Source organism: Pseudomonas sp. GOM6 (genome assembly GCF_029537485.1).
Lineage (GTDB): Bacteria > Pseudomonadota > Gammaproteobacteria > Pseudomonadales > Pseudomonadaceae > Aquipseudomonas.
On record NZ_JARPUS010000003.1, the window covers coordinates 273792 to 286670 of the forward strand.

Consider the following 12879-nt stretch of genomic DNA (forward strand, 5'->3'; position numbering starts at 1 on the left):
GTTATACTCCGCCAGCAAATAACAACAGCCAAGCAATCAGCCTCCGTGGGAGCGGCTTCAGCCGCGAAGGCTGTTGATCGCGACTGAAGTCGCCCACCCAGTCTGGACAGCGCTACCAAGGAACGCCCATGAGCCTCCCGCCCCGCCAGCAGAGTATCCTCGACCGCGCCCGCGAGCGCGGCTACGTCAGCATCGAAGAACTGGCCCAGGCCTTCGATGTCACGCCGCAGACCATTCGCCGCGACATCAACCAACTGGCCAAACAGGGTCTGTTGCGGCGCACCCACGGCGGCGCGGCCTGCGAGACCTCCAGCATCCAGAACACCGCCTATGCCATGCGCGCGGGACAGATGCGCGACGAGAAACAGCGCATCGCCGAGGCCATCGCCGCGGCCATTCCCGACCATGCCTCGCTGTTCATCAGCATCGGCACCACCACCGAGGCCATCGCCCGCGCCCTGCTTGGCCACAAGCACCTCAAGGTGATCACCAACAACCTGCACGTGGCCGCGACCCTGGCCGACAAGGCCGACTTCGAAGTGCTGGTGGCCGGCGGCAGCGTGCGCAGTGACGGTGGCGTGGTGGGCCAGGCGGCGGCGGACTTCATCCAGCAGTTCAAGGTCGACTTCGCCATCATGGGCATCAGCGGCATCGACGAGGACGGCAGCCTGCTCGACTTCGACTATCAGGAAGTGCGCGTGTCCCAGGCCATCATCGACAACGCCCGCCAGGTGCTGCTGGCCGCCGACTCCAGCAAGTTCGGGCGCAACGCCGTGGTACGCCTGGGCTCCATCGCCCTGGTCGACCATATCTATACCGACGCCCCGCCCTCCCCGACCCTGGCTCGCCTGCTGCACGAGCAGAAAATCCAGCTGCACCTGGTCTGATCCCGTAGCCCGGATGCAATCCGGGAAGCAAACGGCTCCGATCCCGGATTGCATCCGGGCTACAGCCGACGCCCCCTCTCTCGCATGCGGGAGAGGGGACGCCCTGCTCAGCATTCCCTTTACCGGCACCCAAGCGTTTCGGACTGGCGAAATCGCGCATCCTCGGCTAGCATATTTTCGATTTCGAACATTAAAGTTCACATTGCAACCCAGGACGACCCTGCCATGCCGCTCAGCCACACGCCTCGCCTTGCCGAAATCTACGACCTGGCCATAGTCGGCGGCGGCATCAACGGTGTCGGCATCGCGGCGGATGCTGCCGGGCGCGGCCTCTCGGTGTTCCTCTGCGAACGCGACGACCTGGCCAGCCACACCTCCTCGGCCAGCAGCAAGCTGATCCACGGTGGCCTGCGCTACCTCGAACACTATGAATTTCGCCTGGTCCGCGAGGCCCTGGCCGAGCGCGAGGTGCTGCTGGCCAAGGCGCCACACATCGTCAAGCCCATGCGCTTCATCCTGCCGCACCGCCCGCACCTGCGTCCGGCCTGGATGATCCGCGCCGGCCTGTTCCTCTACGACCATCTGGGCAAGCGCGAGAAATTGCCAGGCTCGCATGGCGTGCGTTTCGGCGCCGGCAACCCGCTCAAGGCGCAGATGAGCCGCGGCTTCGAGTACTCCGACTGCTGGGTGGATGACGCCCGCCTGGTGGTGCTCAACGCCATGGCCGCCCACGAGCGCCATGCGCACATTCACCCCCGCACCCGCTGCGTCAGTGCGCGGCGCAGCAAGGGGCTCTGGCACCTGCATCTGGAACGCGCCGACGGCAGCCTGTTTTCCATCCGTGCCCGCGCCCTGGTCAACGCCGCCGGCCCCTGGGTCGCGCGCTTCCTGCAGGACGACCTGAAGCAGAAATCGCCCTACGGCATACGCCTGATCCAGGGCAGCCATATCGTTGTGCCGCGCCTCCATGAGGGCGACAAGGCCTATATCCTGCAGAACGAGGATCAACGCATCGTCTTCGTCATTCCCTGGCTGGAACGCTTCAGCCTGATCGGTACCACCGACCGTGAATACCAGGGCGATCCGGCGCAGGTTGTGATCAGCGAGGAAGAGACCGACTACCTGCTCGGTGTGGTCAACGCCCACTTCACGCGCCAACTGAGTCGTGGCGATATCCTGCACAGCTATTCCGGGGTGCGCCCGCTGTGCGACGACGAATCCGACCAACCCTCGGCCATCACCCGCGACTACACCCTGTCCCTGGCTGGCGCCCCCGGCGAAGCGCCGCTGCTCTCGGTGTTCGGTGGCAAGCTGACGACCTATCGCAAGCTCGCCGAATCAGCCCTGGAACTACTCGCGCCACACTTTCCGCACCTGTGCCCGGCCTGGACCGACCAGGCGCCACTGCCAGGCGGCGAGAACATGGGCAGCCGCGAAGCGCTGGTAGACAAGCTGACCGCACGCTTCGGCTGGCTCGACCGCGAGCTGGCAAGTCGCTGGGCCAGCACCTACGGCAGCCGCACCTGGCGCCTGCTCGACGGCATCCGGCAGCAGAGCGAGCTGGGCGAGCACCTAGGCGCCGGGCTGTACCAGCGGGAAGTGGACTATCTGTGCCGCGAAGAATGGGCAATGACTGCCGAGGATATTCTCTGGCGCCGCACCAAACTGGGCCTGTTCATGACGGCAGCACAACAGGCGCGACTCCGGGACTATCTGCAGCAGCGCCACGCTCCCGTCGCCGACCTCGCCCAAGCCCTCTGAAGCGCACCTACAACCGCGAGCGCACCGCGCCCTCTTCTGCGCGCTGCGCCAGCTGTGCCTCGGCCATGCGCTGCTCACGCAGGTAGGGCAGTACGGCAGCGAGCAAGGGCGCCTTGAACGCAGCCTGAAAGCGATGGGCCAGCCCAGGAATCAGGCGCAACTCGCTCCCCTTTATATGGGCCGCCACATGCACCCCATGCATCACCGGCAGCAAGGGGTCAGCGGTACCGTGCACCACCAGGGTGGGGACGCGCAGGCGGTTGAGCAACTGCACCCGGCTCGGCTCGGCCAGGATGGCGAGGATCTGCCGCTGCACACCCTGCGGGTTGTAGGCACGGTCGTAGCTGTGAGCGGCCTCCTCCAGCAACTGCTGACGTTCACTGACCTGGCTCGGACTGCCGAGAGCCGCCAGCAGATCAGCCTGCTGCTCGATGGCGGCGGTGCGATCCGCTGGCGCCTCGCGGCGCGCCAGCTGTTCAAGCAGACGCGCATCCGGCGCCGGCAGGCCAGGTGCACTGGTGCTGGTCATCAGCAGGGTCAGGCTTTCCACGCGCTGCGGCGCCAGGTCAGCCAGATGCTGGGCAATCATCCCGCCCATGCTGGCGCCCAGGACATGGAAACGCTGGATGCCGAGATCATCCATCAGCCCCAGCGCATCGCGCGCCATGTCGCGCAGCCCATAGGGTGCCTCTACCGCCAGGCCCAGGCGATAGCGCAACAGCTCGTAGGTCAGACTGACCGCAGGCGCCTCGTCCCGCCAACTGGACAGGCCGACATCGCGGTTGTCGAAGCGCACCACCCGAAAACCCTGCTGACACAGACTCTCCACCACCTCATCGGGCCAGTGGATCAGCTGTCCGCCGAGCCCCATCACCAACAGCAGCGCCGGATCGGCTGCGCGGCCAATGCTCTGGTAGGCCAAGCGCACCGACCCTACTTCCGCCACAGCGGTAGGTACCTGGACATCACATCGAGAAGCCGCAAAAGACGGCGTGGCGCACACCAGCGCGGCCAGCAGCAAGAATGCTCGCATTACGAAAACACCTAAAACGCAGAACCCCAGTCAAACGCGAGTCTGCGGATGTTTGTTCGCGGCCGCTGCCACAGTTCGATGACAATTTGATGAAGCGCGCCGAACGGTCGTGACCGGCGCCTCAGTGCGGCGTCTGACGCCGTGGCCAGATCAGGCTGAACTGCGCGCCGCCGAGTTCCGCGCTGCGGCCGACGTGGGCACGGCCGGCGTGCCAATAGATGATGCGGCGGACGATGGACAGCCCCAGGCCGTGCCCGCCCGAGGCGCGGGTACGGCTGTCGTCCAGGCGCAGGAAGGGCGTGAAGATGCGCTCCCAGTCCAATTCCGGCACGCCCGGCCCATCGTCCTCGACATCCACCCGGCAACGCTTGTGGCCGATGTGATAGCTCAGGCGTACCCGCGACTCGGCGTGGCGCATGGCGTTACTCAGCAGGTTCTGCAAGGCGCGGTGCAGGTAGCGCGGCTCGGCCTCGACCAGCACCTCGCCATGCGGGCCATCCTGGCAAGGGCCGCGCTCGACGCGAATGCTCGCACGCAACGGCGCCAGCTCGCCAATCACCTGATCGACCAGCGCGCAGAGGTCGACCTTCTGGTAGTTCAGCTCCGGCGAGCCTTGCTCCAGGCGGGCATAGACCAGCATCTCGTCAACCAGTTTGTCGAGTTCCTGGATGTCGCCGTCCATGCCCAGCATGTACTTGCGTCGCGCCTCGTCGCTCTGCGCATCCTCGATCATCTCCAGACCGAAACGCAGACGCGCCACCGGCGTGCGCAGCTCGTGGGACACCGCCCGCACCATCTCGCGTTGCACATTGAGCAGGCGTTGCAGCTGCTCGGCCATGGCATTGAAGGTGGTGGCCAGACGGCCCACCGAGTCGGCGCCCTGGGTCGGCGCACGGGCATCCAGATGGCCGCCGGCAATGTGTGCCGCCGCATCCTCCAGGCCCTGAAGGCGGCGCTCCAGGCGCCTTACCAGCAAATACAGAATCAGCCCGGTCAGGCTCAGGCCCAGAGCGCCTATCAGCACCAACAGCTCGGTCGGGTAGGGATTCATCTGCTCGATCGGACCGACTTCCAGCACCCAGGGCGTACTGACCATACCGGCGATCACACGAATCGAGTCGCCCTCCTTGCCCAACGCCAGCACGGTATCGCCCTCATCCACCCGACGCTGCTGGTCCTCGTCCAGGTCGACCTTCTCCAGCACCACCAGGCGCAGGGAAAAACCGAACTGCTTCTCTTCCTTCAGCTCCGCCAGACGCCAGGGCTGCTCGGCAATGGGGTAGCGCACCAGCTCGTCCATCAGCAGGAATACGGTAGCCCGTGCCAGCTGCTCGCTGATCTGCTCCACCTCGGTGCTCAGCACCTGACTTTCCCCGGGAATCTGTACATAGACCCGCGCGGCATGCGGCCCGGTCTGCTCCACCAGCACCTGACCGCGCTGCAGGCGACCACGGGCACGGCCATCCAGCGGCAGGCCGGCAACCGGTTGCAGCTCCAGCGGCACGCCGAGCAGGCGCGTCCAGGTGATCAGGGCGCGACGACGGTCGAGATCGTCCATGTGCTGCAGGTTGTCCGCCATCAGGCGAAAGGTGCCGCGCGCCAGCTTCTCGCGGTACTGGTCGCTGCGCACCTCGTTGGTCAGCTGCAGGGCGCCGACACCGAGCAGCGCGACCAGCACCAGGGCGGCGATAATGCCGCCATAGATGCGCAGAAAGATGGTGTTCATTGCAGCTCTGCAGCGGCCTCGGCGACGAACAGGTAACCCTTGCTGCGCACCGTCTTGATCAGGCGCGGGTGCATCGGGTCATCGCCGATCTTCGGCCGGATGCGCGAGATGCGCACGTCGATCGAGCGATCCTGGCCGTCGTACTCGATGCCACGCAGAGACGTGAAGATTTCCTCACGCGAGAGAATCCGCCCGGCATTGGCCGCCAGCAGCCAGAGCAGGTCGAATTCGGCGCTGGTCAGCTCGATGCCCTCGCCGCGCAACCAGGCTTCGCGCATGGCACTGTCGATCACCAGCTGGCCGAACTCCAGACGACGCTGGCCCTCGACAGGTGCATCGCCGCCCTCGCTGCGCCGCAGCAGGGCCCGGATACGCGCCAGCAGCACGCGCGGGCGCACCGGCTTGCACACATAGTCATCGGCGCCCATCTCCAGACCAAGCACCTCGTCCATATCGTCGGTGCGTGCAGTGAGCATCAGGATCGGCCCCTCGTAGGGGCCGCGCACCTTGCGACAGATGGTCAGGCCATCCTCGCCCGGCAACATCAGGTCGAGCACCACCAGATCCGGTTGCTCGCGCAGAATGCGCGCCACCGCATTGGCACCGTTGGCTTCGATCGCCACCTGCAAGCCGTGGCTCTGCAGATACTCACGGGTCAGCTCGGCCAGCCGCTCATCGTCCTCGACAATGAGAATTTGTGCTTCTTGTTCCAACGTCGGCTCCTTAAACCTGCGCCTGCCGCAGCCCTACGGTAGGCCCGGCATTCTAACCGACTGCACCGACCATTCCACTGGACATGCCAACCACTATATGTTGTGGCTATGGCCATAAGCCACGGACACTTTTTCGCCCTTGGGAAGGGCCGGCAAAGGGCGACGAACGGTACAAGCCAGCAATCACGCAGCCTGCGCCGAATTCAGCCCTTTCACCCACAAAAGACCCACAATTTATCCACAGCTTATTCTCGACACGTCACCTTGCATTGCCCCCAGCAGCGCATTATCTTGTATCTCCATAGCGATGACCCACTACATATTGGGTTAAAGCCAGATCACCGGACACTAGAAGAATGAATGTCGAGAAGGTCCTTTCGTTGACCGCACCCGGTGTATCGCAACCCGTTTCACACCAGCTCGGACTTGTCTGCCGGGCCTCGAACCAGGGTCGTAATGGTTGTCGACCCGAGCGATAGCGGTTGTAGCCCACGAGGGGCACACCACTAGGTATTGTGGTCACGGCTTAGATTGCCGTGATGTTTGACTTAGGCCACGGAGGCGCTTGAGTCCGCCCCCTGCCTTGTTGTTGTAGTACGCGCATACCGATCCTGCCGGTTCCGGTGGCGTGGCTGATTGGAAACGAAATTCGAAATAAAGCTGTGGCCAACTGTCTGGCGGAACACCCTCCGTTGAACAGTGCCCTACTAATAAATGGAGACGGGAGACCCCCATGCAGATCGACACAACTCGCGAGAACCCGCAGGCCGTTGCGCCGCAGGCTGCCGATGCCGGCCAGGAGCTGAACGCCACGGCCCCCGGTCAGCTGCGTGTGATCAAACGCAACGGTACCGTGGTGCCGTACACCGACGACAAGATCACCGTCGCGATCACCAAGGCCTTTCTCGCAGTTGAAGGCGGTAACGCCGCCGCTTCGTCGCGCATCCATGACACCGTCGCCCGCCTGACCGAGCAGGTCACCGCGACCTTCAAGCGTCGCATGCCCTCCGGCGGCACCATCCACATCGAAGAAATCCAGGACCAGGTCGAACTCGCCCTGATGCGCGCCGGCGAGCAGAAGGTCGCCCGCGACTACGTGATCTACCGCGAAGCCCAGGCCAGCAAGCGCAAGGCCAGTGCCGGCAGCGACGTGGCCCAGCCGCACCCGAGCATTCGCGTGACCCTGGCCGACGGCAGCGTGCAGCCGCTGGACATGGGCCGCCTGCAGACCATCATCCGCGAAGCCTGCGAAGGCCTGGCCGAAGTCGACGGCGCGCTGATCGAAAGCGAAACCCTGAAGAACCTCTACGACGGCGTGGCCGAGAAGGACGTCAACACCGCCCTGGTGATGACCGCCCGCACCCTGGTCGAGCGCGAGCCGAACTACTCCTACGTCACCGCCCGCCTGCTGATGGACAACATCCGCGCCGAGGCCCTGACCTTCCTCGGCATCGCCAGCAGCGCCACCCACCACGAAATGGCCGACCTCTACGCCAAGGCCTTGCCGGCTTATGTCGAGAAAGGCGTCGAGTTCGAGCTGCTGGACAGCAAGCTGAAGGACTACGACCTGGCCAAGCTGGGTGCCGCGATCAACCACGAGCGCGACCAGCAGTTCACCTACCTGGGCCTGCAGACCCTGTACGACCGCTACTTCATCCACAAGGACGGCATCCGTTTCGAACTGCCGCAGGTGTTCTTCATGCGCGTGGCCATGGGCCTGGCCATCGAAGAGCCGAAGAACCGCGAAGAGCGCGCCATCGAGTTCTACAACCTGCTGTCCTCGTTCGACTACATGGCGTCGACCCCGACCCTGTTCAACGCCGGCACCCTGCGCCCGCAGCTGTCCTCCTGCTACCTGACCACCGTGCCGGACGACCTGTCGGGCATCTACGGCGCCATCCACGACAACGCCATGCTGTCGAAATTCGCCGGCGGCCTGGGCAACGACTGGACGCCGGTGCGCGCGCTGGGCTCCTACATCAAGGGCACCAACGGCAAATCCCAGGGTGTGGTTCCGTTCCTGAAAGTGGTCAACGACACCGCCGTGGCCGTGAACCAGGGTGGCAAGCGCAAGGGCGCCGTGTGTGCCTACCTGGAAACCTGGCACCTGGACATCGAGGAATTCCTCGAACTGCGCAAGAACACCGGTGACGACCGCCGCCGTACCCACGACATGAACACCGCGAACTGGATTCCGGACCTGTTCATGAAGCGCGTGTTCGACGACGGCCAGTGGACTCTGTTCAGCCCGTCCGAAGTACCTGACCTGCACGACCTGACCGGCAAGGCCTTCGAAGAGCGCTACGAGTACTACGAAGCCCTGGCTGGCTACGGCAAGATCAAGGTGTACAAGACCATCGCCGCCAAGGACCTGTGGCGCAAGATGCTGTCCATGCTGTTCGAGACCGGCCACCCGTGGCTGACCTTCAAGGACCCGTGCAACCTGCGCAGCCCGCAGCAGCACGTGGGCGTGGTCCACAGCTCCAACCTGTGCACCGAGATCACCCTGAACACCAACAAGGACGAGATCGCGGTCTGCAACCTGGGCTCGATCAACCTGGTCAACCACATCGTCGACGGCAAGCTGGACACCGAGAAACTCGGCCGCACCGTGAAGACCGCTGTACGCATGCTCGATAACGTTATCGACATCAACTACTACAGCGTGCCGCAGGCGCGTAACTCCAACCTCAAGCACCGTCCGGTCGGCCTCGGCCTGATGGGCTTCCAGGACGCCCTGTACCTGCAGCACATTGCCTACGGCTCCGACGCGGCCATCGAGTTCGCCGACAAGTCCATGGAAGCGATCAGCTACTACGCCATCCAGGCTTCCTGTGACCTGGCCGACGAGCGCGGCAGCTACAGCACCTTCGAAGGCTCGTTGTGGAGCCAGGGCATCCTGCCGCTGGACTCCCAGCAGATCCTGATCGAGGCGCGTGGCCAGAAGTACATCGACGTCGACCTGACCGAGACCCTGGACTGGGCGCTGATCCGCGAGCGCGTGAAGAAAGGCATTCGTAACTCGAACATCATGGCCATCGCGCCGACCGCGACCATCTCCAACATCATTGGCGTGTCGCAGTCCATCGAGCCGACCTACCAGAACCTGTACGTGAAATCGAACCTCTCCGGCGAGTTCACCGTGATCAACCCCTACCTGGTGCGCGACCTGAAGAACCGCGGCCTGTGGGACAGCGTCATGGTCAACGACCTGAAGTACTACGACGGCTCCGTACAGCAGATCGAGCGCATCCCGCAGGACCTGAAAGACCTGTACGCCACCGCGTTCGAAGTGGAAACCAAGTGGATCGTCGACGCCGCCAGCCGCCGCCAGAAGTGGATCGACCAGGCCCAGTCGCTGAACCTGTACATCGCCGGCGCCTCGGGCAAGAAGCTGGACGTGACCTACCGCATGGCCTGGTACCGTGGTCTGAAAACCACCTACTACCTCCGTGCCCTGGCCGCCACCAGCACCGAGAAATCCACCATCAACACCGGCAAGCTCAACGCCGTGTCCAGTGGTGCGATTGACGAAGGCAACTTCGCTGCACCGGCAGCGGTGCCGCAAGCATGCAGCATCGACAACCCCGACTGCGAAGCCTGTCAGTAATGGGGGCCGCGCGAATCTGAGCGGCGCCCGCGTTGTTGCCCGGCAAGTCCGCCCCCATCACGTGCACTAGCACGCTCAGGGGCTCGGACCTGCCAGGCGCCTAGCGCTCACTCGCTCAGCTTCGCGCTTGCACCGAGTGGCCTGGTCAAAGCCACAAGCCACTCGAACAGCTTGTTTCCCCTCTCCTCCTGGGAGAGGGGCTAGGGGTGAGGGACCCAGGCCCAGCGCCAGCCCTCCCCCACGAACACTCCCCTCGCCCGCCTCGCGGGCCTGGGTGCCACCGACGGGTGGCAGGGTTTAACCCTTGCGTGCAGATCGCAACGGAACATAATCAGAATTACTGGACATTCATACAGGCCACCCAACAGCGGCCATGAGAACCAAGCAGGAGACCACCATGCTCAGCTGGGACGAATTCGATAAGGAAGACACCACCGAAGCGGCTGCCAAGCCTGCCGCTCCTATCGTGGCCGCCGCGGCCGACAAGCTCGACGACGAAGCCGCCGGCTCCGTCGAGCAGGCCCGTGCCGTTGACGCCAACGACTCCGACGCCATCGCCCGCGCCAAGAAGGCGCTGAACGACCTGGACATCCAGGAAGGCCTCGACGACCTGGAAGGCGCCAGCGCCCGCGTCCACGTCGGCGACAAGCAGATGATCAACGCCCGCGCCGACCTCAACCAGCTCGTACCCTTCAAGTACGACTGGGCCTGGCAGAAGTATCTGGATGGTTGCGCCAACCACTGGATGCCGCAGGAAGTGAACATGAACGCCGACATTGCTCTGTGGAAGAGCAAGGACGGCCTGAGCGAAGACGAGCGCCGCATCGTCATGCGCAACCTCGGCTTCTTCTCCACCGCCGACAGCCTGGTTGCCAACAACCTGGTACTGGCCGTGTACCGCCTGATCACCAACCCCGAGTGCCGCCAGTACATCCTGCGCCAGGCCTTCGAGGAAGCGATCCACACCCACGCCTACCAGTACTGCATCGAGTCGCTGGGCATGGATGAAGGCGAGATCTTCAACATGTACCACGAGATTCCTTCGGTCGCGAAGAAAGCCTCCTGGGGCCTGAAGTACACCCGCTCGATCTCCGACCCGCAGTTCCAGACCGGCACCCCGGAAACCGACCGCCAGTTCCTGCGCAACCTGATCGCCTACTACTGCGTACTGGAAGGCATCTTCTTCTACTGCGGCTTCACCCAGATCCTCTCCATGGGCCGCCGCAACAAGATGACCGGCACCGCCGAGCAGTTCCAGTACATCCTGCGCGACGAGTCCATGCACCTGAACTTCGGTATCGACGTGATCAACCAGATCAAGATCGAGAACCCGCATCTGTGGGACGCGCAGATGAAGGACGAAGCGACCCAGATGATCCTGCAGGGCACTCAGCTGGAGATCGAATACGCGCGTGACACCATGCCGCGCGGCGTACTGGGCATGAACGCGGCGATGATGGAGGACTACCTCAAGTTCATCGCCAACCGTCGTCTGACGCAGATCGGTCTGAAAGAGGAATATCCGGGCACGACCAACCCGTTCCCGTGGATGAGCGAGATCATGGACCTGAAGAAGGAGAAGAACTTCTTCGAGACTCGCGTCATTGAGTATCAGACTGGTGGGGCGTTGAGCTGGGATTGATATCTACTGAAGTAAGAGGGCGACATAAAGGTCGCCCTCTTAGTTTCCGCCGTACAACTATTTTAAGGAAGAAATATGGACGAGGATAAACCCACATATCCTGGCGGATCAAAATCCCGTGTAAACAAAGCGGGAGCACGAGTCCGCAGTACTGAAGCAAACAATGAAGACCTACTAACAATTGAAACATGGCGTGCCGCACACCGCCCCGTACTCAATACATTTCAAGCAATTCTTAGAAACAGAACCCGCGGAACCAAGATAGCTGTAGCGCAGAGGCACAAGCGTCGAAACACAATCTTTGGAAAGTTATTTCGCCTACCAAAGATGGAGCTATCACGCATGGACGACATTGCGGGTTGTCGTCTAATTTTTCCAACCTGCGAAGAACTCTATAAATTCAGGAAAGCATTTCATTCCGCGCGCTTCAAGCACAAACGCAGGAACGAAACCGACAAGTACGATTACATAAAAAACCCAAAAAATACTGGGTACAGAGGAATTCACGACGTCTACGAGTACGACGTGAACTCTCCTGCTGGCAACCATTTACGTGGACTGTATGTAGAAATTCAATACAGAACCCACATTCAGCATGCCTGGGCGACTGCAGTCGAAGTAATTGGCTTCATAACTGAAAGTCAGCCAAAATTCCAAGAAGGCGACGATCGCTATCAGCATGCAATGGCACTAGCAAGCGAAGTACTTGCAAGGGCACACGAAAGCAACAAGGGGCCACTACCCGAGCTTACAGATAAAGAGCTAGTCAATTCATTTATAGAACTAGACAAAAGTCTTGCACTCATGAACATGCTACGAGGATTAAGCGCAGCAGATAAAGACGTGAAAAGCAACCGAAACACTATATTACTTTTTTCAAAGTCAGGCGACTTACAGATAAAGACATATCGAGATGCAACAGAAGCTCTCAGAGAGCTATTTGAACTAGAAAAATCCTTCCCCGACCACGACATTGTCCTAGTTCGCGCAGACTCAAGCGAAGAGGTAAAATTCGCATACAAAAACTACTTCTCTGATGCACGCGACTTTATCACCCTGATGGAAAGTGGACTTCAGAAGCTTTCCGGAAAAAGAGTACTAAAGAGCAAAAAGCTAATTGGCCTTGAAGGCTAACTAGCAAATCACATAAACCGGAAATCGCACGTATCACTGAGAGGATGGGGAGCAGGTTGATGCATCCCCTTTTTCTGATCGTTCCCACGCTCCGCGTGGGAATGCCGCCCTCGACGCTCCGCGTCCACCTGAGCTACTTCGCACACTCAGCTCCGTAGCGTCACCGGCTAGGCTCCCACGCGGAGCGTCGGAGCCATCCGTCCAGAAAGGAGAGAGAGAAAAAGGGGACAGATTTATTTTCTAAGCCAATGCGCTGAACGAACCTTCCCCTTTCGCCCTTACGGCGAGTCACTTTCTCTTGTTTGCCCAAGAGAAAGTAACCAAAGAGAAGGGCACCCCGACATCCGGGTCTGGCCTGCGGCCAGACTTCCCT

At 62.0% G+C, this 12879-nt stretch carries 8 protein-coding genes; 5 read left to right on the top strand and 3 right to left on the bottom strand.

Annotated elements, in window-relative coordinates; all coding sequences use genetic code 11:
• The first annotated feature begins 128 nt into the window (after window positions 1-128).
• Window positions 129-887: a DeoR family transcriptional regulator gene (locus P7A97_RS05885; RefSeq protein ID WP_277689004.1), complete on the top strand. Its 759-nt coding sequence runs from the start codon at window positions 129-131 to the stop codon at window positions 885-887.
• Window positions 888-1112: 225 nt separating this feature from the next.
• On the top strand, window positions 1113-2648 hold the full coding sequence (gene glpD / locus P7A97_RS05890; RefSeq protein ID WP_277689005.1) for a glycerol-3-phosphate dehydrogenase: 1536 nt from the start codon (window positions 1113-1115) through the stop codon (window positions 2646-2648).
• Window positions 2649-2655: 7 nt separating this feature from the next.
• Here the strand turns inward: glpD and P7A97_RS05895 are convergent, their stop codons facing one another.
• The 3 genes from P7A97_RS05895 to P7A97_RS05905 form a co-directional block, all read right to left on the bottom strand.
• Window positions 2656-3681: an alpha/beta hydrolase gene (locus tag P7A97_RS05895; RefSeq protein ID WP_277689006.1), complete on the bottom strand. Its 1026-nt coding sequence runs from the start codon at window positions 3679-3681 to the stop codon at window positions 2656-2658.
• 121 nt (window positions 3682-3802) lie between these two features.
• Window positions 3803-5407: an ATP-binding protein gene (locus P7A97_RS05900; protein WP_277689007.1), complete on the bottom strand. Its 1605-nt coding sequence runs from the start codon at window positions 5405-5407 to the stop codon at window positions 3803-3805.
• Window positions 5404-6120: a response regulator gene (locus P7A97_RS05905; RefSeq protein ID WP_277689008.1), complete on the bottom strand. Its 717-nt coding sequence runs from the start codon at window positions 6118-6120 to the stop codon at window positions 5404-5406. The genes P7A97_RS05900 and P7A97_RS05905 overlap by 4 nt, the downstream gene beginning before the upstream one ends.
• Window positions 6121-6853: 733 nt before the next feature.
• Between P7A97_RS05905 and P7A97_RS05910 the strand changes: the two genes are divergently transcribed.
• The 3 genes from P7A97_RS05910 (at window position 6854) to P7A97_RS05920 (ending at window position 12506) form a co-directional block, all read left to right on the top strand.
• Window positions 6854-9730 (top strand): ribonucleoside-diphosphate reductase subunit alpha, encoded by a 2877-nt coding sequence (locus tag P7A97_RS05910; RefSeq protein ID WP_277689009.1) that lies wholly within the window; start codon window positions 6854-6856, stop codon window positions 9728-9730.
• A gap of 397 nt (window positions 9731-10127) precedes the next feature.
• Entirely contained in the window at window positions 10128-11372 is a 1245-nt protein-coding gene (locus tag P7A97_RS05915) for a ribonucleotide-diphosphate reductase subunit beta (protein WP_277689010.1), read from the top strand.
• Window positions 11373-11447: 75 nt separating this feature from the next.
• Window positions 11448-12506 (top strand): RelA/SpoT domain-containing protein, encoded by a 1059-nt coding sequence (locus P7A97_RS05920; protein WP_277689011.1) that lies wholly within the window; start codon window positions 11448-11450, stop codon window positions 12504-12506.
• The last annotated feature ends 373 nt before the right edge of the window (window positions 12507-12879 follow it).